The following is a 22,531-nucleotide window of genomic DNA, read 5'->3' as shown; positions in this document are numbered from 1 at the left end:
AAAGCACAATATCGGCAGGTGTTCGTTTATTTAATTACATGCACTCTTCCGGATCTTCGGTTTGTGCATCTTCAATGGTAATTTTCTCTGCAACCGTATCGCGAATAACGGAAACGATTGTCTGCAGCAGATAGTTGATATCCGCTTGGCTTTGCTGGAATTCGGTTACGATCGGAATGCCGTCCAGCTCATCCTGAAGCACTTCGATCTCTTGCTCGATCTTCGCGACCATATCGGCGTTCTTGAACGTCGTCTCGAACGCAACGATTTCTTTCTGCTTCTTCTTGATTTGGGCAATCAAGCCCTGAATGCGGTCGTTGCCTTGAATTTGCTTCTCGGCGCGCTGGAACTGCTGCACTTCCTCCGACGTGAAGATCATGCCTGCGAGCTCTTTCGTTTTGGCCATAATATCGGCGCGTACGATGATGTCTTCGGTATTGAATTTCGGAACGTCGAATCTGATGCCGTGATGGTGATCATGGTCATGATCGTGTTCATGTTTAGCTGTTTGTTCGTTTGCCATTATTCCATCTCCTCCAGCCGATACATTAAGATACGGCCTCATGTTTTATGATTGGCTCCGCTTTGATATACCAGGTTTGTGCTTCCGTAACCCGCGCATTAATGAACTGTCCGATCCACGACGCCGGCCCTTGAATATGGACCAGCTTATTGGTACGCGTCCGTCCCGATAAGACATCCGCATTATTCTTGCTATGGCCTTCGATCAGTACTTCGACCTCTTGACCCTGCATCGATTCATTGCTTTGACGGCTGAGTTCGGCAACGACAGCGTTCAAGCGCGCAAGACGCGCCCGCTTCACGTTCTCAGGAATATTATCTGCCATATCCGCCGCAGGCGTACCTGCGCGCGGCGAGTAGATGAAGGTGTAGGCCGATGAGAATCCGACCTCCTTCATGAGCGTGATGGTCTCTTCGAACTGTTCTTCCGTCTCCCCAGGGAATCCGACGATAATGTCGGTCGTCAGCACCACGTTCGGAATCGCACGCTTGATCTTGCCTACCAGCTCCAAGTACATCTCGCGGGTATACTTGCGGCTCATTCGCTTTAACACTTCCGTGCTGCCCGACTGTACCGGCAGGTGGATATGCTCTACCAGGCTGCCGCCCGTTGCAAGCACTTCAATAAGATGATCGTCGAAGTCGCGGGGGTGGCTCGTCGTGAAGCGAATGCGCGGCAGATCGATCTTGGCGATATCCGCCATGAGGTCGCCGAACCGGTAAGCGATATCCTCAAAATCCTTACCGTAAGCGTTGACGTTCTGGCCGAGCAGCGTAATTTCCTTGAAGCCCTGGCGTGCCAGCTCCCGAACCTCGGCAATGACATCCTCGGGCCGCCTGCTCCGCTCTTTGCCTCGTGTATACGGGACGATGCAATAGGTACAGAACTTGTCACAGCCGTACATGATATTGACCCATCCGCGCATGCCTTCGCGTTTCTTCGGCAAGTTCTCGATGATGTCGCCTTCCTTGGACCACACTTCAACGACCATTTCCTTGCTGAAGAGTGCATCCTGAAGCAAATACGGCAGACGGTGAATATTATGCGTACCGAAGATCAGATCCACGAAGCCGTGCTTCTGCATGATCCGTCCGACCACCGATTCTTCCTGGGACATGCAGCCGCATACGCCCAGAATTAACCCGGGCTTCTCCAGCTTCAGATGCTTCAGGTGCCCTAGCTCGCCGAAAACCTTATCTTCCGCGTTCTCACGCACCGCACAGGTGTTTAATAGAATCACGTCCGCTTGATTGCGATCCTCGACAGCCGTATAGCCCAGTTGTTCGAAAATACCTTTCATGACCTCGGTGTCATGTTCGTTCATCTGACAGCCGTACGTCGTAATGTTGTAGGTTTTTCCCTTGCCCAGCTCCAAGAGCTCTGGAGGAATCGCGGATTCGTAATGCACCTGTATCTCTTCTTTTCCTCTGCGCTTCTCATCCTTATAATTCGGTGCTGCATTTATCGTTATATCCCGACCGTTGATCCGGTAGGTTGTTTTTCCATCCGATTCCTTCAGTACCTTCGCGCTCGAATAGTCAAAGTACTTAGAGAAGTCCTTATCGCCGCTGCTCACAACCATTCACGTCCCCTCTCTATACGTGTCCATTCCAAGATTATATCAAAATCCATTCCGATTAGAAAGGAAAATGCACCCTCCAGCCCCATCAATCCGCAAAGTTGTGAGAAAAAAGAGACAATCGCCGATTTACCGGCAATTGTCTCTTGATTCGTTTCTATCGGTAACTCTTTTCTCTTTAGCCTAGGCTGATGATTTCAGCTTCGTCTCCGGTTTTGGCGCCTGCGGCATTCGCTTCATCCGTATCAATATGCATGTCCAGTGCAAACTCGGGTGATACCCGCGCAATGACATTCTCCAGAACGACGCCGCGCTCTCCATGCAGACGGACGGACAAACGCTGTTTATCGGCAATCCCCCAGCGCTCCGCGTCGCTCGTATGGAAGTGAATATGACGAGCGGCAACAATAACGCCTTCTTCGATCGTCACCTCGCCTGCCGGTCCTTTAATCGTAATTCCCGCAGAGCCCGCAATATCGCCCGACTCGCGTACGGGCGGATTTATACCAAGCGTAAACGCATCTGTCCGGGATACTTCAAGCTGCGTACGTTTGCGGACAGGCCCAAGAATACGTACTTTACCGAAGCTGCCTTTCGGCCCCGTAACCTCGACCGTTTCGTTCGCGGCGTATTGACCGGGCTGGGAGAGCGGCTTGAACACCGACAGTTCTGCTCCTTGTCCAAACAAAATTTTTACATGTGCCTGCTCTAAATGGATATGTCTGGCGGATACGCCGACTGGAACTTTCATCATGTCATACTCCTGCTTTCTGTCTCGTTTCGTTTCGTTAAAGAAAGGCATACCGTTCACAAGCCGAACGGTATGCCTTATTCGTATTTGATCTGCAGACAATTATTTAAACTCGGCTACGAGTTTATCGAACTGCTCCTGTGACAAAGTCAAATCTTGGTTTGCCAGTGCTTCAGGCTGGAAGCCTGTAACCAAATCCTCGTAGGATTTGCGTTCTTTGTTCTGATAGATCAATCCTGTGAGCATGCCGTTTGTTTCCATAATTTTGTTCATCGCCGCAATACGGTTCGTGGCATCGTAATCCGGGAATTGATCCAGGTTCACGATATTTTCTTTGAACCAGTCGTACGTGTTCACTTTGTTGAACGTTACGCATGGGCTGAACACGTTGATCAGCGAGAAGCCTTCATGGTTCAAACCAGCTTCAATCAATGCGGTCAGCTGCTTCAAATCGCTCGAGAACGACTGCGCAATGAAAGTAGCGCCGGCCGACATCGCAATTTCAAGCGGTGAAAGCGTGGACTCAATGGAACCTTCAGGCGTCGACTTCGTCTTGAAGCCTTCTGCGCTTCGCGGCGATGTTTGACCTTTGGTCAACCCGTAGATTTGGTTATCCATAACGATATACGTAATGTTAACGTTACGGCGAATCGCATGTACAGTATGTCCCATACCGATTGCAAAGCCATCGCCATCGCCGCCGGAGGCGATAACCGTCAGCTCGCGGTTTGCCAGCTTCACCCCTTGCGCGATCGGCAATGCGCGGCCATGAATACCGTGGAGGCCGTATGCATTGACGTAGCCGGAGATCCGGCCAGAACAGCCGATTCCGGAAATAACAGCCAAGCCTTCCGGCTCAAGACCAACGTTTGCAGCAGCCCGCTGAATGGCAGCCTGTACGGAGAAATCCCCGCAGCCCGGGCACCAGTTAGGCTTTACGTTGTTACGAAACTCTTTAAATGTTGCCATCTTAGACCAACTCCTTGCATGCTTTGTGCACATCGGAAGGCAGGAACGGATTACCGTCGTATTTCAGAACGCTCTTAATCTTGTCAGCATGGCCTGCGTGAAGCTTCACTTGGTCAGCCAGTTGACCGGTTGCATTGTTCTCCAGCACGACGACTTTAACCGCGCTTTGCAGATAAGGTGCTACGAGCTCCTTAGGGAACGGATGAATCTGACGGATCGTCATGTGGTTCGTCTTCAGACCATCAGCTTCCAAACGAAGGCGCGCTTCGTCGATGGTTCCGCCCGTTGATCCCATGCCGATGATGAGCAGATCCGCTTCAGCATGCGGCGCGTCTACGCGAACAGCATCACGGATGTACATGCCGTCCAGCTTCGTGAGACGTTTATCCATCATTTTCTTGCGGTTGATTGCGCTCTCCGATGGGCGTCCTGTCTCGTCGTGCTCAACGCCTGTTACGTGATGAAGACCGAATTTATCGCCTGGAATAACGCGCGGGGAAACGCCGTCTTCCGTAAGTTCATAACGTTTAAACAGCTCATTGGTTTCAAGCTCAGGCAGCTCACGAACGAGCTTACCGCGGTTAATGGGTACTTTATTGAGATCAAGCGGCTCGCAGGATTGTTTACCGAGCGAGAGCTGAAGGTCAGTCATGAGAATAACGGGAATCTGGTATTGTTCCGAGAGGTTGAAAGATTCGATCGTATCGTAGAAGCAGTCTTCCAACGTAGCAGGCGCGATGACCACTTTCGGAATTTCACCGTGCGTACCGTAGATCATTGCGTTGAGATCGGATTGTTCCTGCTTCGTCGGCAATCCTGTAGAAGGACCTCCGCGCTGCGTATCCACGATGACCAGCGGTGTTTCCGTCATGCCTGCAAGGCCGATCGCTTCCATCATCAGGGACAAACCAGGACCTGCCGAAGCCGTCATCGTACGCACGCCGGCGTAGTTGGCGCCGATTGCCATCGTTACAGCCGCAATTTCGTCCTCCGTTTGAATAACGGTGCCGCCGAACTTAGGAAGCTTCTTAATCAAATATTCCATAATCTCGGAAGCAGGCGTAATGGGATAAGCGGACATCAGACGGCATCCGCCTGCTACCGCGCCAAGTCCAATCGCTTCGTTGCCGATCATGAACAGCTTTTGTTTGCCGTCAGCCGGTTCAAGTTGAAATTCTTCAAGCGGTCCGCCTGCCAGCTCAAGAACGAAATCGGAGCCGCGTTTAACCGCTTCGATATTTTTCTCTACGATAGCCGGACCTTTACGGCCGAATTCTTCCTCGACCGCTTTATTGAAAACATCGATAGGCAGACCAAGAAGCGCCCAAGACGCGCCGGACGCTACCATGTTTTTCATTAGGGATGTGCCTAACTCTTCAGCAATCGTCGTGATGGGTACCGGGAACAGTCTGGCATTAATGCCTTCTGGAAGTACCGGGTTGAACTTGGCGTCGGCAACAACGACACCGCCCGCACGCAGCTCATGCGCATTCAAATCAATACTTTCCTGGTCAAATGCAACCAAGATGTCGAGATCATCCGAAATAGCCAGCATTGGCTTCGTGCTGATCCGAATTTTATTGTTTGTGTGACCGCCTTTGATCCGTGACGAAAAGTGACGGTATCCGTACAGATAGTACCCCAGACGGTTTAGAGCTGTCGAGAAAATACGGTCGGTACTTTCAACGCCTTCCCCTTGCTGTCCCCCGATTTTCCAAGACAATTGACTGATCAAAATGCCCATCTCCTCTTTTGAATAAACCTGCAAATTTTTCAACAACTCTTTACAAAAGTGTGAATTTATTCGATGCAACGGTCAAATAAATTTTATGTCTCAGATTGTGAAATTGCAAGGCATTCCAGCTTTTAATTCGTATAGTTCTTTTCGATTATATCCATATCGTAAAGAGATTGGAATAGGATTTTTCGTTCACGCCGGCAGATGCTTTGAAAGAAAAGCAAGTGCGTTGCCTGAAAAGAACGACTTCACGATATCTTCCGTGTATACAGCAAGCAATGCGTCTTGCAGATGATGCAGCTCGCCAGGATGGGACAGCGCCTCGACATGCGTCTCGATTCCATCGAAATCCGACCCGAACATGAGCTGCTTCTCTCCTCCAAGCTCGCAAATCCGTTCTACGTGACGCAGCACGTCAGCAATTTCGGAAGGAACGCGCACGGAAACGAATTGCGGCACGAACGTAACGCCAATCATGCCGCCGCTTGCGATAAGCGCCGAGATCTGTTCATCCGTCAAATTGCGTGGATGCGGGCAAAGACTGCGTGCATTCGAATGCGAAGCAATGATGGGCTTGGATGTAATTTCCAGCATATCCCAAAACGCTCTGTCGCTCAAATGCGACACATCTAACAGTATACCCAATCTATTACATTCTTCTACGAAAGCACGGCCTTTTTTTGTCAGTCCGCCGCCGCGGGGCTCCACAACACCGTCCGCCCCCCAATTAGCGCCATTCCAAGTTAAGCCGGCCGCCCGGATCCCCAGCATAAACAATACGCGAAGCATCGCCAGATCGCCCTGAAGTCCGTCAGCGCCCTCCAAGGAAAGCATTGCACCAATTATACCTTTCTTTCGCTGAAGCGTCGAGATGTCCCGTGAAGACCGGATAAGCATCATCTTCGGCGAGGCGGCTACTTTACGATAGAAGAGATCGATGCTTTGCAGGATCGGAACCATAGATTTATCTATTCGCTCAGGCACGTAGACTGCAAAGGTTTGAAGAATCGCTTCTGCTTGCCTTAGCCGTGGAAGGGTGACATCCAATTTCCCCTGCTCATCTTGCATGAACGATAGTGTCGGATCCTCTAGCAGCTTCCATAGTACGTCACAATGAAAATCAACGCTTCGTATCCGGGTCATGTCACGACCTCCCCATTTCATCAAGATTATAGACACGCAAAAAAACCTGCCTACGTCGTAAACAGGTCCAGTCTTCACATGTGGGCATTACCGGTGTTATCTTGGTTCGACGATGAGTTTAATTGCTGTCCGATCTTCACCGTCAATCACGATATCTGTGAACGCCGGAATACAGATGAGATCCACTCCGCTTGGAGCAACAAAACCTCTTGCGATCGCAACCGCCTTAACCGCTTGATTCAACGCACCAGCCCCGATTGCTTGCAATTCAGCCGCTCCGCGTTCACGCAACACGCCGGCGAGCGCTCCTGCAACAGAATTTGGATTAGACTTTGCTGAAACTTTTAAGACATCCATGGAAAAGTACCTCCTCGGGAATGATGGATGAATACCGCTATTTAAATAGTATTCGAGAGAAGCGAAAAAATTCCTTCTTTCTGGCGCTCCATTCGCAAAATCTTCTGAATTGCAAGAATATTAATAGAGGAAAATGACCGTTTCTGCTGATTGACGCCGCTTCCCCCAATCTGATTCTATCGAGGTTAATAGGATTTCACTTGGCCGATGCAGCTCCTATTCTTCTTTAAATAAAAAAATGGCTGCTACATGAGCAGCCATTCCGTTTCGGTAAGCCTGATCTTCTGGATCTTCTTCGCCTTGCCGGTCGCTTCGTCGATGTCCACGATGACGGCATGGAACTGCCAGTCTCCTTCATCAACGACAAAACGTACAGGAAGCTGCGTCAGGAACCGATGAAGCACGGCGCCGCGCTCCATTCCCAGCACACCTTCTTTCGAACCAACCATACCGACATCCGTTAAATAGGCTGTACCATTTGGCAGAATTTGGTCATCGTTCGTTTGCACATGCGTATGCGTCCCGACGACAAGCGATGCCTTTCCATCCAAATGCCAGCCCATTGCAATCTTCTCGGAAGTTGCTTCTGCATGAAAGTCGACTAAAATGTTCTTGGTCTGCCGCTGGAGCTCCTCGATCAGTTCATCCGCTTTCCGGAAAGGACAGTCGATGGGAGGCAGAAAGGTCCGCCCCTGCAAATTGATAATGGCCAGCTCCTTGCCGTTTGCTTTAATTACCGCAGCGCCTTGCCCAGGCGCTTCCGGCGCATAATTGGCGGGGCGAACGATTCGCGGCTGATCGTCGATCCACTCAAAGATATCCTTGTTGTCCCACGTATGGTTGCCCATCGTGATACCGTGCACGCCCGCATCAAACAGTTCTTTCACAATCGCGGCGGTAATGCCTCGTCCAGCCGCCGAATTCTCGCCGTTTGCGATAATAATATGCGGATTATACTTAGATTTCAGCGCAGGCAATACTTTCTTGACTGCCGTACGTCCTACATTGCCAACAATATCACCAATAAATAATACGTTCATTCACATAACCTCTCTGTTATAAACCAGAAAAGTGGCCGACAAGCAGCCACTTTTCTGATTGTATTCCTATGTTGTTATTTGGCATATTCGACAGCGCGCGTCTCGCGGATGACTGTCACTTTAATATGGCCTGGGTAATCGAGCTCACTCTCGATTTTCTTCGTAATATCGCGCGCTAAGCGGAATGCTTCGGTATCGTCGATTTTATCCGGTTGAACCATGACGCGAACTTCGCGACCGGCTTGAATCGCGTACGATTTCTCAACGCCTTCGAACGATTCCGATATGCCTTCGAGCTTCTCCAGACGTTTGATATACGTTTCGAGCGTCTCTCTTCTTGCGCCCGGTCTTGCCGCTGACAACGCATCAGCTGCGCCGACGAGCATGGCAATAACGGAGGTTGCTTCACAATCGCCATGATGAGAAGCGATACTGTTAATAACAACAGGATGCTCTTTGTATTTCTTAGCCAGTTCAACGCCGATCTCGACATGTGAGCCTTCCACTTCGTGATCCAGCGCTTTACCGATGTCATGCAGCAATCCGGCACGTTTGGCCAGCGTAATATCTTCACCCAGTTCTGCTGCCATCAAACCGGTCAAATACGCAACTTCCATGGAATGCTTAAGCACATTCTGACCATAGCTCGTGCGGTATTTCAGTCGGCCCAAAATCTTGATCAGATCTGGATGCAAGCCGTGTACGCCAACTTCATACGTCGCCTGCTCTCCGTATTCACGGATGCGCTCGTCCACTTCCTTACGCGATTTCTCGACCATTTCCTCGATGCGGGCTGGATGGATACGTCCATCAGCAACCAATTTCTCGAGTGATGTGCGTGCAATTTCGCGGCGGATGGGGTCGAAACCAGACAGTATGACCGCTTCCGGTGTATCGTCGATAATGAGATCGATACCGGTCAACGTCTCCAGTGCGCGGATGTTGCGGCCTTCACGGCCGATAATGCGGCCTTTCATTTCTTCATTCGGCAATGCAACAACGGATACCGTTGTTTCAGCCACGTGATCAGCTGCACAGCGTTGGATAGCAAGCGAGATAATATCACGAGCTTTCTTATCTGCTTCTTCCTTAGCTTGCTGCTCGATTTCTTTAATCATTTGAGCTGTTTCATGGCGAACTTCTTGCTCAACGTTGGTCAAGATGATTTGTTTCGCATCTTCCATCGTCAGGTTCGAAATACGCTCCAGTTCATGAAGCTGCTGCTTGTAAAGGGAATCGATCTGTTCTTGTGTCTCCTCGATTCGCTTCTCTTTGTTGGCTACTTGCTCTTCTTTGCGTTCCAGCGCTTCTATTTTTTTATCCAACGACTCTTCTTTTTGAATAAGTCGTCTTTCAAGACGCTGTACCTCATTGCGACGTTCGCGAGTATCTCTCTCAGCCTCGGTACGGAGCTTGTGGACTTCATCTTTCGCCTCGAGAACCGTTTCTTTCTTCAGCGCGTCGGCTTCTTTCTTCGCATTGTCAATAATTTGACTAGCGGCCTGCTCGGCGCTGGAAATTTTGGCCTCGGCGATCGATTTTCGAATAAAATAACCGACACCAAAGAAAATTGCACCAACAACGAGAGCGATCAGGATAACTGCCCATACTTGGACCATCATCTTCACCTCCTCGTTGTTCACCTAAGCAAACGCTTGGGACATTATTTGGTTGTCTAGCCGGTTTTTAACCCGATGGATACAATTCTTAATTTGACGAAAATAATCGTTTCGAATCAATTTTTGGAAGGAAAATCGATTCTGTAAGAAAGAATACAAACTTATTTTATCTTTTGTGAAAATCACTTGTCAAGCATATGCCCTTGTTCCTCGTCCTGATCCGCTAGAACAGCAGCTTTTACAGCATCTCTTACAGCCGAAGAGGGAAACCCTCTGCGCAGCAAAAATGCCGCCAGCTTCTGTTTTCGCTCGCGAAGCTCTCCTTTAATATGCGGCCATTTCTTCATTCCTGCTCGTATCGCAATTTCGGTCTCCGACTCTGGATTTAGATTCATCGCCGCTTGCTTCGCGGTATCCTTCTTGATACCCCGTTGGAGCAGCTCTTGCTGCAGAAGGCGCCTTCCTTTCAGTTGTGTCCGCATTCGCTGCGCCGCATACTGATCGGCATACAGCGAATCGTTGACAAGCCCTTCCCGGCTCAACCGCTCTATGGCTTTGCGGGCCGCTCCCTCGTCAATCTCTTTCTTGGATAGATAGCGGTGAATTTCCTTCTCAGTCCGCTGCCTGGCGCCTAGATAAGCCAATGCCAATATATATGCGCGGTGATGGCTGTCTTCATGTACAATCTGCTTCAACTCGTCCGGTTCGATCTCCCGACCCTTCAACAATCGATATTTAATCAGGACATCCTCATGTACGCTAGTAAATGGATCTGCAGCATCGTTGACATACAAATGATAGCGCTGCTTCTTCTTCGAATCTTGTTCAACACCGGTTATGGTCAGCAATAGGTTCGCCCCTCTGTCTAAACAAGAAAAGCACCCCTTATCCAGCAGGTGCTTCTCGCTAAGTTATATCAGATCTATCAATCCCTGAATTAATTCAAGTCCAAATCCAATTCGTCCTCAGACTCGTCATCTTCGCTAACAGCATCATTAATGGCAGAAGCCGCAGCAACATTGCTCGCATCGCGAATCAGCTTCTCAATGACAGCAGAAATATCGTGGTGATCCTTCAGGAACTGCTTCGCATTCTCACGGCCTTGTCCCAGACGTTCGCCGTTAAAGGAGAACCATGCGCCGCTCTTCTGGATGATATCATGCTCGACGCCGATATCCACAATGCTGCCTTCCTTCGAAATGCCTTCACCGTACATAATGTCAACCTCAGCCTGCTTGAATGGAGGAGCAACTTTGTTCTTGACGACTTTAATCCGCGTACGGTTACCAACCACATCATTGCCCTGTTTAATGGACTCGATACGGCGAACATCCAAGCGTACGGAGGAGTAGAACTTCAATGCGCGGCCGCCCGGCGTCGTCTCCGGATTACCGAACATCACGCCGACTTTCTCACGCAATTGGTTGATAAAGATCGCAATCGTCTTCGATTTGCTGATCGCCCCGGAAAGCTTGCGAAGCGCCTGAGACATTAGACGGGCTTGAAGACCAACGTGGGAATCCCCCATGTCGCCTTCAATCTCCGCTTTCGGTACGAGTGCAGCGACGGAGTCGACAACGACGATATCCACTGCACCGCTTCGTACGAGCGCCTCGGCTATTTCAAGCGCCTGTTCACCTGTATCCGGCTGCGAAAGCAGCAATTCATCAATATTAACGCCGAGCTTGTTCGCATAGGAAGGATCAAGCGCATGCTCTGCATCGATAAATGCGGCTTGTCCGCCAGCACGCTGCACTTCTGCGATGGCATGCAAAGCTACAGTCGTTTTACCGGAGGATTCCGGTCCGTATACTTCAATGACGCGGCCTCTCGGGAATCCTCCGATTCCAAGGGCGATATCTAACGCAAGCGCACCACTGGACACGGTTTCAACTTGCATATGAGTGGATTCACCAAGTTTCATTATGGAGCCTTTGCCGAATTGTTTCTCTATTTGACGCAGTGCCATTTCGAGTGCAGCCTTACGATCTGCCAACGAACTCACATCCTTCATGATTTATACTTTCATGATACCTTGTTTCAACAGCTTTGACAAGACTTTTTGCGAACATATATTCTTATTTCTCATTTGGCCAAAAGAGAGAATAAAAAAAGAACCGCAGCAAAGTATTCTTCGCCACGGTTCTTCCGTCTAATGTCGATTATAGTCGATCATGAAAACATTGGCAAGCTTATTCTTACAGTAACAGCTAGTTCTCTTCCTTACCTGACAACGCCTGCCACAGCCGGTACAACAACGATTTGGCGGCGCGAACACGAATGATCTCGCGGTTCCCGCTTAAGTTCGCCGTGAATACCTTCGTCGGTCGCCCCTTTTCGGCGAGACCGAAATACACGAGCCCCACCGGCTTCCCCTCCGACTCCGAAGGACCGGCAACGCCTGTCAGCGAAACGCCAAAGTCGCTGTCCGCCAGCTCCCTGACCCTCTCCGCCATTAGCGCTGCCGTGGATTCACTGACTGCCCCAGGAGCCTCTTTACCTTCCAATTGGGACATAGGGATGCCGAGCAAACGATGTTTCATGACGTTAGTATACGTAACGACGCCGCCGGTAAATTCGCCGCTGCTGCCGGGAACCCGAGTGATCAGCTGCGCGAACAAGCCGCCTGTCAGGCTCTCTGCGCTTGCCAATGTCCGGCTCGTTGCACGGAGCTGTCTGACCACAGCTTCTTCCAGCGTAATGTCTTCCCTTGCATACATGTGCTGCCCAACCCGCGCTTTAATCTGTTCCTCCGCCGTATCCAGCCTTGCTGCCGCCTCCGCCTCGCTCAGCGCTTTCGTGGACACCCGGATGGCCACTTCGCCTTCCTTGGCGTATGGCGCGATCGACGGGTCCGTCTGCGCCTCTATGAGATCGATGATCGCCTGCTCCAAGGTCGATTCGCCAATACCGGCGAATTTGAGGAGACGGGAGTATAGCTTGCGGTCCTCGTTCAAAATCGAGCGCAGCCAAGCTTTGGCAGGACCGTCGAACATCGGCTTCATTTCCCGGGGAGGACCGGGAAGCAGCACATAATGAGTTCCCGCAGCGATCAGTGCATTACCGACCGCAAGGCCCGCTTCGTTCTCGAGCGGAACGCTGCCTTCAATGAGGTTCGCCTGCCTCCGGTTGCTCTCTACCATGTGAATGCCGCGCGATGCAAACATGTCCTCGATTTTATCCATGGAGGGCTTGTGCAGTTCAATCGGCAGGTTCAGATATTCCGCAAGCGCATCCTTCGTTAAATCATCCATGGTTGGCCCGAGACCGCCCGTAAACAGAATCAGATCGGCTCGTGTACGCGCAAGCTCAATCGCTTGACGAATCCGGCCGGCATTGTCGCCGACCACCGTTTGAAAATACACATCGATGCCGAGCTCTGCAAGACCTTGCGACAAATACGTTGCGTTCGTGTTTACGGTCTGACCGAGCAAAAGCTCCGTTCCAACAGCAATGATTTCAGCGCGCATGTAAACATCTCCAATTCTATGTAAGGGATTTACTGCATGCAAAGCGGGAAAAGCAAAGCACCACCCCTTCAAGCTCATAACGAAGGAGTGATGCTATACATGTCATTCTAGGCCGTAAGCGGAATGAGATTTTTGTTTTTGACGAAGTAATCGATTCCGGAGTAAACCGTAATAAGTGCCGCCGCATAGATTGAGATCTGATCAAACGGGAAATCGACGAACGCAAACGGAAAATTGTTGAGCAGCAGCGCGATAATCATCGTGATCTGCACAGCCGTCTTCCATTTGCCCCACTTGCTTGCAGCGACAACAGTACCTTCCAGAAGCGCAATTTGCCTAAGCCCAGTCACGGCAAACTCGCGGCTAATGATGACAATTGCAATCCAGGCATGCAGCTTCTCCATCTCTACCAGCGAGATGAGTACGGCTGCAACGAGCAGCTTGTCCGCCAGCGGGTCAAGCAGCTTGCCGAGGTTGGTCACGATCTTGTTCTTACGGGCAATATAACCATCCAGCCCGTCCGTGCTCGCCGCAACGATAAATACGAGAGCTGCCAGAATTTGATTCCATGTGATTGTAAAATCGGAACCGTCGATCGTCAGCGGCTTTAAATCCACGTTAATAAGCAGCAGAACCATAATGATTGGCACCAAGAAGATCCGAGCCATCGTTATTTTGTTGGCTAAGTTCACGATAGCCCCTCCCCGGACATATCAAACTCGTAAGCATGCGTAATACGCACCTTCTGAATTTCACCGATCGCTGCCTTGCAGTTGGAAATGAAAACTTCGCCGTCGATTTCAGGCGCGTCGTATGGCGAACGGCCGACATATACGTCGCTTCGTCCGTCGTAGCGTTCAACGAGAACGTCGATTTCTTTGCCGATATGCTTGCCGCTCAGCTCTTTGGACACTTCGCGCTGAATTTCCATCAACGTGTTTGAGCGCCATTCTTTTACCTCGTCAGGTACCGCGTTCGGCAATCGAACAGCAGGTGTATCCTCTTCCGAAGAGTAGGTAAATACGCCGAGGCGGTCAAACTTCATCTCGCGTACGAAGTCGCACAACCGATTAAAATCTTCCTCCGTCTCGCCCGGGAAACCAACGATGATGGAAGTCCGCAGCGCTACATCCGGAATACGCGAACGAATCCGCTGCACCAGCTCACGCGTATCCCGCTGACGTCCAGGACGGCGCATGCGCTTCAGAATGGAATCCTCGCTGTGCTGCAAAGGCATATCGATATAGTTAACTACCTTCGAATTGGAAGCGATCGTGTCGATCAGCTCATCGGAGAAGAAGCCCGGATAGGCGTAATGCAGCCTTACCCATGCGATTCCTTCCACTTCGCTGACACGGTTAAGAAGCTCCGGCAGCATAAACTTGTCGTAAAGATCCGTACCGTAGTTCGTTGAGTCCTGCGCAATCAGGCTCACTTCTCTGACGCCTTGATCGGCAAGCTGCTGCACTTCGGCAACAATCGACTCGATGGAACGGCTGCGGAACTTTCCGCGCATTATCGGTATGGAGCAGAACGTGCAGGCATTGTCACACCCTTCGGCGATTTTGACATAAGCCGTATACCGGGGCGTCGTTACGAGCCGCGGCAGCTTCTGATCATAATCGAAAGCAGGATTGCCGACTTTCACCGGACGTTTACCGTGAAGCGCTTCATCGACAATGTCGGTGATATGGTGAAAATCTCCGGTGCCGACGATGCCGTCGATCTCCGGCATCTCATCCATCAGCTGCTTCTTGTAGCGCTGGGTTAAGCAGCCGGAAACAATTAGCGCCTTCAATCGACCCGTCTGCTTAAATTCCGCCATGTCCAAAATCGTATTTACGGATTCTTCCTTAGCGGCGTCAATAAAGCCGCATGTGTTGACAATAATTACTGTAGCATCGTCCGCCTGATCGACCAGCTGATACCCGCGTGCATCAATCAAACCTGACATAATTTCCGAATCGACTAGGTTTTTCTCGCATCCTAACGTAACTACTTTCACTCGTTCTGTCATCGATGTATCCCCCAAACCCCTCCGTAAAGCTATCCTTACAAGTATAATACATGGCATATGCAGTGTCAAAACAGGAGAAGCCCCCTCTGTCCGCAGCTTTCAGCAGTCATAGGGGACTTCTCCATATGTAATTTTGTACGTATCGGCTCGTTATTTGTAATTCGTAAATTGAAGGTCGATTTGCAGATCGGCCCCTCTCAGCATAGCCATGACCGCTTGCAAATCATCGAGGCTTTTGCCAGTCACGCGAATGGAATCGCCCTGAATTTGGCTCTTCACCTTCAGCTTGGAGTCGCGGATCAAAATGTTGATTTTCTTGGAAATATCCTGCTCGATGCCTTGTTTGAGCTTAATCTTCTGCCTAACCGTTCCCATAGATGCCGGCTCGACTTTGCCAAACTCCATATTCTTGATCGGTACGCCGCGCTTCACCATCTTCGATTGGAGAATATCAATAACGCTACTCAGCTTGTATTCGTCATCCGAGACGACGACGAGATCTGCCTTCTCAAGCGTGAAGCTGCTCTTGGTTCCCTTAAAATCAAAGCGTGTTTCGATCTCCCTCTCCGCTTGCGTAATTGCATTGCTTAGCTCCTGCATATCGACTTTCGATACGATATCAAATGAATTTTCAGCCATGACCTTCTGCAGCTCCTTTTCTTTCCTTTACTTGTCACGTATTATAACCCATCTCGCAGCACAAGAAAAGGCATCCCGGCCGGAACAACCTCTGGCCTGGATGCCTTTAATACCTCAAAAACTATTGACCTGTCGTCGCGTTCGTCGTATCCGTCGTTTTCGCAGGGTCTTCCACAGGCGTCAGCTGCATTTTGCGCGAGCCTCCGACTTTGTTGCCGTCATCGATGGCTACGCCGTCAATCGTCACTTCCACATAATCGGCCCGTCCGAGGTTAACATAGACAGCGCCGTCCACATCTAGCGAAATCGTATCTCCGGCTTCCATGTTTTTGCTAATCAAGGATTTCCCTTTGCGGCTTGTTTTATTGACGCCGATCCAGCCATGACCGGTTGCCTTCAATTCGATCTTATGCGTACCGCCTGTCGAGACATTGTAATAATCGGTTGTACCCGATGTCCGGTCCAGCGTCAACGTTGTGGCAGCTGGCGGGGGCGGCTGCTGATCGACCGGCGGCGTTTGCTCCTCAGGCGGCGGCTCCGTTTCCGTATTCTTGCCGTTGTCCGTACCAGAACCATTCGAATTACCACTCGTGCCGTCGCCGTTCTTAACGGTATCCTTATCCGGCGTCGTTGCAGGCGGCTTCGTATCATCTGTCATTTTGGTCTGATCAGCGGAATCGACATGGTCCTTGCCCGGCTGCTTGATTGCATAAATATACACCAGCACAATGATTAGAAGCAGAAACGACCACATTAATGTCCGAAATCCCCATCGGCTGATACGATCAGAGGTTTGCGTCTGTGCGCGTCGCGGCCGCTGGATTGGCTCAATGACTTGCTGCTCTGTTACGGTCGAGGGGATCTCTTTATTGTATAGCCGCAGCACTTCATCTGCATCGAGACCCACAGCTTCAGCATAGTTCTTCACGAATGCGCGAACATAGAAAGAACCGGGAAGTACGCTGTAATCGCCTTCCTCTATCGCTTCAAGATACCGTTTGCGAATCTTCGTCAACTCTTGGATATCATCGAGCGACAAGTTCCGCTGCTCCCTCGCCTTCTTAAGCAAAGCACCCAAATCCGACACACTCACACCTCCTCAACTCTATAGATCTAGAAATCGTTAAAGCCCATCGTGAACGATTCATACGAAATTTCCTCATCCGGCGTATTCCTAAGCTCAATGATGTAATCGAAATCACTATACTCGTAAGCAGACTCCTTCACGAAAATATCGGGATGTTCAATAACCTTCGTTGAAGGCATTGCCATAATTTCCTGCAAAAGCGCATGGTGCTTCTCATTGGAACGAACGGTGCTGACAATGCCGTCGATAATAAAAATATTGTTGTTCGTCATCTCTTCCTCGGACAGTTGACTGCGGACCGTCTGTCTGAGCAGCGTTGAGGAAACGAAGGTCCAACGTTTATTGGAGCAGACGCTGCCTGCAATAATGGACTCCGTCTTGCCTACGCGGGGCATGCCGCGAAGACCGATTACTTGATTCCCTTCTCTTTTAAACACTTCCCCCAGAAAATCAACCAGCATTCCCAATTCATCGCGCGTAAATCGGAAGGTTTTGCGGTCGTCGGAGTCACGCTCAATGTAGCGGCCATGACGCACAGCCAAGATGTCAACGAGCTTCGGCTCGCGCAGCTTCAACACCGTGATATTATCGACCTTCTGAAGCATGCGGCCCAAAATTTCAATTTTCTCATCGTCATTCGTTTGAAGCAGCATGCCGCGCGTCCGGTTCTCAACGCCGTTAATCGTTAAAATATTCACTTCAAGCATACCGAGCAAAGAAGCGATATCGCCTAGCAAGCCGGGACGGTTCTTATGTATTTTGTATTCCATGTACCATTGTTTGAATTCCATATGATGACACCTCTGTCTGAGGAATATAAGAATGTTTGAAACTCGAATATCAGATGCGATTAGGCATTAAAAAGTTTATTCTACAATATCCGTCAAAATCCTGCAACATTCTTCGAACATTACAGAAAAGCCTCCGCAATTGGAGGCTTTTCTCGTGGACAGTTTACGATTTTTGTACAAGCTTGACCATCAGGCCGGCAAGCGCTTTTCGTTCAAATTCATCGCCGGCATCCCATAGTTCCTTGAGCGTACGCTGCTCTTCGTTTTTGGGATCTACCCTCTCGTCGAGGAAGGAGCCGATCTCAAAGGCGAGGTTTGCAATCGTATCCTCGTTCAAACCCATACTTTTCGCTTGTTGTACACGATCCGACAAAAATTCTTTCCAAGTGCCGAAGTTAGTAAGGACAGTTGACATTGGTGCTGTTCCTCCTTTGCGGTGTTGGCTGTTGATCAGCAACAACAACCGTATTGTTGACGCAAAGGCGAAATCTTATGCGAACCCGTACGATCTGCCAACAAATTCAAATCGCAGCATATGGAGCAGCAGCCACGTATGCAATCTGTGTCAGGTCAACCATCCGCCATTCGGGCTAATGATTTGCCCGGTTATATATGCGGACTCCGGCAATGCCAGAAAGTAGACAAGCGATGCAATTTCTTCCGGCTGTGCGAAGCGGCCAACGGGTATTTCGGATTCCAACGCGCTCTTCTCAGCTGCATCCAGGTTGTCCAACATGACGGTATCGACGGCTCCCGGAGCAACGGCATTAACGGTTACGCCGGAAGGCGCCAGCTCCTTCGCCAACGCCTTGGTGAACGCGTTCATGCCGCCCTTGCTGGTTGAGTACAGAACCTCGCAGGAAGCACCGGATAATCCCCATATGGACGATACGTTAATAATGCGGCCAAACCGCTGTGAAATCATAGCAGGCATAAAGAGCTGTGTACATAGGAACATTCCCTTTAAGTTAATGTCCATAACCTCATCCCATGTTTCGTCCGTCACATCGGCAAGCATGCTGTAATGCGCGATGCCTGCATTATTCACCACAATGTCAGGTACCATACCGCGCTGCTCGAGCTTCTCACGCATACGGATGAGCTGGTCTCTGGAACGGACATCAGCTGACACGGTAAAAACATCAGCCGCACCAAGCCGCAAACAGCTGCGAGCGGTTTCGTTCGCAGCTTCGTGCGCTTGATTATAGTGAATGACGACATTCATGCTTTCCGCAGCGAATCGGCGCGCTATAGCCGCTCCGATTCCGCGGCTTCCCCCAGTCACGAGAACCGTCATTTCTTTGAACGTTTTCAATTCGCGTCCTTCGACACGATGGAAACAGCCATGCGATCCCAGTCAAAATGACTCCGAAGACGCTCATTCGCTTCCTCGAGCGTAATTTCTTCATAAACCGGAAGCAGCTTAAACAAGTCAGCGCCGCGGAATCGGTAGCGTGTGAACTCACCGGCAATCGCCTCAGGGGAATTAAGCATCCGGAGATAACCGCCGATTTTCTTGCGCTTCGTGCGCTCGAACGTTTCTTGATTCAATCCGTTTTTTTGGGCATGCTCAATCGCGTCCCGCAGTCTGCGAAGCAGCTCATCCGGATCACGCGTCTCGCCCCCGACGACGGAGAAAGCATAATCTTCGCTGCTGTTATACTCATGACCGAACGAATCGGTAATCAAATCATCATCATACAGCGCATGATAAATCGGCGAGCTGGAGCCAAGCAGCGATTCCAGCATTAATTTGGTCGTCAGCTCCGTGCGAAGCAGCTCATTCGGTTGAAGCGGCGTCCGGCTCTCTTTGAATCCGATCATGCACTTCGGCATAGAAACGGGAAGTGCAGCCGTTTTCCGAGGGATCTTGACCGAAGCCGGTTCTTTCTCGAAGAAACGGGAAATTTCGCCCTGCGGCTGAAACGACTTGCCTGCTTGATTATCCCTGACCAGCTTCAAGACTGCTTCCGGTTGAACGCCGCCCACTACGAATAGGAACATGTTCGACGGGTGATAAAACGTTTCATAACAGCGGTATAGCGTCTCTTTATCGATTTGGCGGATCGACGCGACGGTCCCGGCAATATCGATATGTATCGGATGATGATGGTACAGCGCATCGATCAACCCAAAGTAAACGCGCCAATCGGCATTGTCACGGTACATGTTGATTTCCTGCTCGATGATGCCTTTCTCCTTCTCCACGTTCTCATCTGTGAAATAGGGATTCTGGACAAAATCGATCAAGGTAGTCAAGTTCGCATCGATCTGCTCCGTGGCCGAGAATAAGTAGACGGTACGGTCAAAACTAGTGAACGCATTAGCAGACGCGCCTTGCGATGCAAATGTTGCAAAAATATCGCCTGTCGGCTCTTCGAACATCTTATGCTCCAAAAAATGCGCAATGCCGTCAGGCACGGAAATCGGCGGTTGATTGCCAACAGCGAAACGATTATCGATCGACCCGTATTTCGTTGCGAAGGTCGCATACGTCTTGCTGAAGCCTTCCTTCGGAAGGACGACGACCTCGAGGCCATTGGGCATGATTTCACGGTACAGCGTTTCTTGAACGCCGGGGTATGCTAACGTTTCCACCGATTAGCCCTCCTTCTTGTCGCGCAGGAAATAAATCGTATCGAGCTCGGTTTTGCGTGCCACCGCTGCGATTTGCTCGGCGGTCACTGCCTGTACCTGCTTCAGAAGCTGCTCCGCGGAACGCTCCCGTTTTGACAAAATCGCATTGAAGTCAAAGCCGATCATCTCGTTCGCGGAATCCTGCAGCTCGCGCAAATGATTCGCAATCATTGCTTTTGTCTGGTTCATCTCCAGGTCGCTGTAAACGCCAGTTCGCATTTGCTCCAGCTGCTCTTGAATAATCGTTGAGGCCTTGTCGTAATTCCCGATTTCAATGCCGGATTGAATCGTGCATATGCCTTTGTGGCCATCGAGCCGAGAAGCCGCATAATAGGCCAAGCTGGCTTTCTCCCGAACATTCAAAAACAGCTTGGAATGCGGGTAGCCGCCCAAAATCCCATTGAACATCAGCGCTGCCGGATAATCGTCATCACCGTAAGAAGTGTTGATCCGCAGGCCCAAATTCAGCTTTCCTTGCGTAACTTCCATACTCTCGATAACCGTACGAACGTCTTTGACCGGTTTGTGAACCTGCGGAAGCATGTAATTCGCAGGCTTGCCTTCATTCTGATGAAAAGCCGCACCGACAAGTGCCTGCACTTCCTCCAGCGTCGTATCGCCGACGACATACAGATCAAACGCCGCCTGCGACAGCCAGGACCGATATGCCTTCGTGACGGACTCCGCCGTAATTGCATCAATATCCTCGAGTCGGCCAAGCGGATGAAGTCTGTATGGTTCGTCCTCACACATGACTTCCAGGCAGCGCTCGGCGGCATACCTGATTTTATCGTTAATAATCGCTTCCAACCGCTTGCGCAGCGTGTCTTTCTCGGCTTCAACGTACTTGGCGCGCAGCTGACCGTTCTCCAAAACCGGCTCCGTTACAACCTCGCCCAGCAGTTTCAGCGATGCAGCCAGCAGCGGCTGATTGGAAGAAACAAAACGGTCGTTAATGACGTCCATCCGAAACTGGATAATCTGGGCGTCTCCTCGTTTGTATACATCAAACCCGAATCCGGCGCCGTACAGCTCATCCAACCGTTCGCGAAAGGCAATCGTTTCCGGTGTAGAGGCTGTCCCCCTTCGAAGAATAAAGGGAATCAGCGCTGCCGAAGTCACCGTAGATTCTTCAAGCGGCAGACCCGCATAGAGGGAAATGGAAAAGGTTTTGAAACGTTGTGTCGGCAATACATGCAATCGAATTCGATTCAGCTGACCTCGTTGAAATGGAGCGTTGCTCACGCCTCACGTCCCCTTCCGCTCAAGTAATATAAAGTCAATCTATTCCATTTTGCTGTGATCTATTCCATTCTACCCGATCGGAAATGGAAGAAGCAACCCGCGTCAATAGGCAGGCTGCTTCGATTCTTGCTACATGCAGAAAATATGTTTTCCGATTGTTTTCACTTGCGGACGCGTCCAAATCCATTTGGATGTTGCCGTCTCCGGATTGAAGTAATAGAGGCAGCCTCCCGTTGGATCCATGCCGTTAATCGCATCCTGCACGGCTCGGGCAGCCTTCTCATTCGGCGTCAAATAAATTTGACCGTCCGCTACCGCCGTAAATGCACCAGGCTGAAAAATAACGCCGGACACCGTATTTGGGAAGCTAGGCGATTTGACGCGGTTGAGAATAACAGCGGCAACTGCAATTTGCCCCAGGTACGGCTCGCCCCGGGATTCGCCGTAAACCGCATTGGCCATCAGCTTCAGATCATTCGCTGATAAGCCCAGCTTATTGGACTTGTTCATGTCCCCTGCTGACGATTCGGAACCGCCGCTTGACTTGCTGCCATTACCGCCACCCGTACTAGGGGCTGTAGGCCGCCAATTCTTCGTCGCTTCCCACAGCTTCAGCTTCGTCTTCGCACCAACGACGCCGTCGGATTTGAGCCCGAATTTCCATTGAAACCAGGTGACGGCATTTTTGGTTGATGCGCCAAACTTACCGTCTATAGCGCCGTTAAAATAACCGAGCGCCTTGAGCCGACCTTGCAGCTCCGAGACATCTTTACCGGATGAACCGACCTTTAGAATCGCATTGCTGAACGTTTCGGTTGTTTTGCCGAAGTGCGCGTGCTTGACCGTGAACGCACCAAACAACAGAAGGACGATGACGATGGTCACCGAAATTAAACGATTTCTCATCTTAGGATCTGCCTTTCTCT

General features: G+C 50.5%; 22 protein-coding genes. All 22 read right to left on the bottom strand.

Annotated features, from left to right (window positions below):
* Positions 1-34 precede the first annotated feature (34 nt).
* Positions 35-523: a YlbF/YmcA family competence regulator gene (locus KXU80_RS02565; RefSeq protein WP_219836739.1), complete on the bottom strand. Its 489-nt coding sequence runs from the start codon at positions 521-523 to the stop codon at positions 35-37.
* A gap of 25 nt (positions 524-548) precedes the next feature.
* Positions 549-2,099 (bottom strand): tRNA (N6-isopentenyl adenosine(37)-C2)-methylthiotransferase MiaB, encoded by a 1,551-nt coding sequence (gene miaB, locus KXU80_RS02560; protein WP_219838833.1) that lies wholly within the window; start codon positions 2,097-2,099, stop codon positions 549-551.
* A gap of 181 nt (positions 2,100-2,280) precedes the next feature.
* Positions 2,281-2,856: a phosphate propanoyltransferase gene (locus tag KXU80_RS02555; RefSeq protein WP_219836738.1), complete on the bottom strand. Its 576-nt coding sequence runs from the start codon at positions 2,854-2,856 to the stop codon at positions 2,281-2,283.
* Between the two features lie 99 nt (positions 2,857-2,955).
* Positions 2,956-3,822, bottom strand: a complete 867-nt coding sequence (locus KXU80_RS02550) for a 2-oxoacid:ferredoxin oxidoreductase subunit beta (RefSeq protein WP_219836737.1) — start codon at positions 3,820-3,822, stop codon at positions 2,956-2,958.
* 1 nt (position 3,823) lies between these two features.
* Entirely contained in the window at positions 3,824-5,557 is a 1,734-nt protein-coding gene (locus tag KXU80_RS02545; protein ID WP_219836736.1) for a 2-oxoacid:acceptor oxidoreductase subunit alpha, read from the bottom strand.
* Positions 5,558-5,752: 195 nt separating this feature from the next.
* Positions 5,753-6,703, bottom strand: a complete 951-nt coding sequence (locus KXU80_RS02540) for a dipeptidase (RefSeq protein ID WP_219836735.1) — start codon at positions 6,701-6,703, stop codon at positions 5,753-5,755.
* A 96-nt stretch (positions 6,704-6,799) separates the two neighbouring features.
* A complete protein-coding gene (locus tag KXU80_RS02535; RefSeq protein WP_028597363.1) occupies positions 6,800-7,060 on the bottom strand; it encodes a stage V sporulation protein S in 261 nt (86 codons plus the stop codon).
* A gap of 245 nt (positions 7,061-7,305) precedes the next feature.
* A complete protein-coding gene (locus tag KXU80_RS02530) occupies positions 7,306-8,100 on the bottom strand; it encodes a TIGR00282 family metallophosphoesterase (protein WP_219836734.1) in 795 nt (264 codons plus the stop codon).
* 74 nt (positions 8,101-8,174) lie between these two features.
* Positions 8,175-9,719: a ribonuclease Y gene (rny, locus tag KXU80_RS02525; RefSeq protein ID WP_374987771.1), complete on the bottom strand. Its 1,545-nt coding sequence runs from the start codon at positions 9,717-9,719 to the stop codon at positions 8,175-8,177.
* 182 nt (positions 9,720-9,901) lie between these two features.
* The gene (locus KXU80_RS02520; RefSeq protein WP_219836732.1) at positions 9,902-10,567 is read right to left on the bottom strand and encodes a RecX family transcriptional regulator; all 666 of its coding nucleotides are present in this window, start codon (positions 10,565-10,567) and stop codon (positions 9,902-9,904) included.
* An 89-nt stretch (positions 10,568-10,656) separates the two neighbouring features.
* A complete protein-coding gene (gene recA, locus KXU80_RS02515) occupies positions 10,657-11,715 on the bottom strand; it encodes a recombinase RecA (protein WP_308858169.1) in 1,059 nt (352 codons plus the stop codon).
* A gap of 214 nt (positions 11,716-11,929) precedes the next feature.
* Positions 11,930-13,189, bottom strand: a complete 1,260-nt coding sequence (locus tag KXU80_RS02510; RefSeq protein WP_219836730.1) for a competence/damage-inducible protein A — start codon at positions 13,187-13,189, stop codon at positions 11,930-11,932.
* A 107-nt stretch (positions 13,190-13,296) separates the two neighbouring features.
* Positions 13,297-13,881: a CDP-diacylglycerol--glycerol-3-phosphate 3-phosphatidyltransferase gene (gene pgsA, locus KXU80_RS02505; RefSeq protein ID WP_219836729.1), complete on the bottom strand. Its 585-nt coding sequence runs from the start codon at positions 13,879-13,881 to the stop codon at positions 13,297-13,299.
* Positions 13,878-15,206 carry a 30S ribosomal protein S12 methylthiotransferase RimO gene (gene rimO / locus KXU80_RS02500; RefSeq protein WP_219836728.1) on the bottom strand — a complete coding sequence of 443 codons (1,329 nt, stop codon included), beginning with the start codon at positions 15,204-15,206 and terminating at the stop codon, positions 13,878-13,880. The genes pgsA and rimO overlap by 4 nt, the downstream gene beginning before the upstream one ends.
* A gap of 150 nt (positions 15,207-15,356) precedes the next feature.
* Complete coding sequence (locus KXU80_RS02495) at positions 15,357-15,845, bottom strand: YajQ family cyclic di-GMP-binding protein (protein ID WP_219836727.1); 489 nt, start codon at positions 15,843-15,845, stop codon at positions 15,357-15,359.
* 121 nt (positions 15,846-15,966) lie between these two features.
* Positions 15,967-16,932: a helix-turn-helix domain-containing protein gene (locus tag KXU80_RS02490; RefSeq protein ID WP_219836726.1), complete on the bottom strand. Its 966-nt coding sequence runs from the start codon at positions 16,930-16,932 to the stop codon at positions 15,967-15,969.
* 26 nt (positions 16,933-16,958) lie between these two features.
* The gene (locus KXU80_RS02485; protein ID WP_219836725.1) at positions 16,959-17,723 is read right to left on the bottom strand and encodes a DUF3388 domain-containing protein; all 765 of its coding nucleotides are present in this window, start codon (positions 17,721-17,723) and stop codon (positions 16,959-16,961) included.
* A gap of 163 nt (positions 17,724-17,886) precedes the next feature.
* Entirely contained in the window at positions 17,887-18,138 is a 252-nt protein-coding gene (locus KXU80_RS02480; RefSeq protein WP_219836723.1) for a DUF3243 domain-containing protein, read from the bottom strand.
* Positions 18,139-18,288: 150 nt separating this feature from the next.
* A complete protein-coding gene (gene ymfI / locus KXU80_RS02475; protein ID WP_219838832.1) occupies positions 18,289-19,020 on the bottom strand; it encodes an elongation factor P 5-aminopentanone reductase in 732 nt (243 codons plus the stop codon).
* 14 nt (positions 19,021-19,034) lie between these two features.
* Complete coding sequence (yfmH, locus tag KXU80_RS02470) at positions 19,035-20,321, bottom strand: EF-P 5-aminopentanol modification-associated protein YfmH (RefSeq protein ID WP_219836722.1); 1,287 nt, start codon at positions 20,319-20,321, stop codon at positions 19,035-19,037.
* 3 nt (positions 20,322-20,324) lie between these two features.
* Positions 20,325-21,605, bottom strand: a complete 1,281-nt coding sequence (gene yfmF, locus KXU80_RS02465; protein WP_219836721.1) for an EF-P 5-aminopentanol modification-associated protein YfmF — start codon at positions 21,603-21,605, stop codon at positions 20,325-20,327.
* Between the two features lie 129 nt (positions 21,606-21,734).
* Positions 21,735-22,511, bottom strand: coding sequence for a spore cortex-lytic enzyme (gene sleB / locus KXU80_RS02460; protein WP_219836720.1), 777 nt, complete (start codon positions 22,509-22,511; stop codon positions 21,735-21,737).
* Between the last annotated feature and the right edge of the window lie 20 nt (positions 22,512-22,531).

The sequence above is a fragment of the Paenibacillus sp. R14(2021) genome (assembly GCF_019431355.1).
Classification (GTDB): Bacteria; Bacillota; Bacilli; order Paenibacillales; family Paenibacillaceae; genus Paenibacillus_Z.
The sequence above is the reverse complement of the archived record's forward strand: the minus strand, read 5'-3'. Positions and strand labels throughout refer to the sequence as shown.

Excerpts from the sequence above, each read along its gene's own strand:
- KXU80_RS02565 (WP_219836739.1), bottom strand. The coding sequence starts at position 523 with ATGGCAAACGAACAAACAGCTAAACATGAACACGATCATGACCATGAT.
- KXU80_RS02555 (WP_219836738.1), bottom strand. The coding sequence starts at position 2,856 with ATGATGAAAGTTCCAGTCGGCGTATCCGCCAGACATATCCATTTAGAG.
- KXU80_RS02550 (WP_219836737.1), bottom strand. The coding sequence starts at position 3,822 with ATGGCAACATTTAAAGAGTTTCGTAACAACGTAAAGCCTAACTGGTGC.
- KXU80_RS02540 (WP_219836735.1), bottom strand. The coding sequence starts at position 6,703 with ATGACCCGGATACGAAGCGTTGATTTTCATTGTGACGTACTATGGAAG.
- KXU80_RS02535 (WP_028597363.1), bottom strand. The coding sequence starts at position 7,060 with ATGGATGTCTTAAAAGTTTCAGCAAAGTCTAATCCAAATTCTGTTGCA.
- KXU80_RS02530 (WP_219836734.1), bottom strand. The coding sequence starts at position 8,100 with ATGAACGTATTATTTATTGGTGATATTGTTGGCAATGTAGGACGTACG.
- rny (WP_374987771.1), bottom strand. The coding sequence starts at position 9,719 with ATGGTCCAAGTATGGGCAGTTATCCTGATCGCTCTCGTTGTTGGTGCA.
- KXU80_RS02510 (WP_219836730.1), bottom strand. The coding sequence starts at position 13,189 with ATGCGCGCTGAAATCATTGCTGTTGGAACGGAGCTTTTGCTCGGTCAG.
- rimO (WP_219836728.1), bottom strand. The coding sequence starts at position 15,206 with ATGACAGAACGAGTGAAAGTAGTTACGTTAGGATGCGAGAAAAACCTA.
- KXU80_RS02495 (WP_219836727.1), bottom strand. The coding sequence starts at position 15,845 with ATGGCTGAAAATTCATTTGATATCGTATCGAAAGTCGATATGCAGGAG.
- KXU80_RS02485 (WP_219836725.1), bottom strand. The coding sequence starts at position 17,723 with ATGGAATTCAAACAATGGTACATGGAATACAAAATACATAAGAACCGT.
- KXU80_RS02480 (WP_219836723.1), bottom strand. The coding sequence starts at position 18,138 with ATGTCAACTGTCCTTACTAACTTCGGCACTTGGAAAGAATTTTTGTCG.
- ymfI (WP_219838832.1), bottom strand. The coding sequence starts at position 19,020 with ATGACGGTTCTCGTGACTGGGGGAAGCCGCGGAATCGGAGCGGCTATA.
- sleB (WP_219836720.1), bottom strand. The coding sequence starts at position 22,511 with ATGAGAAATCGTTTAATTTCGGTGACCATCGTCATCGTCCTTCTGTTG.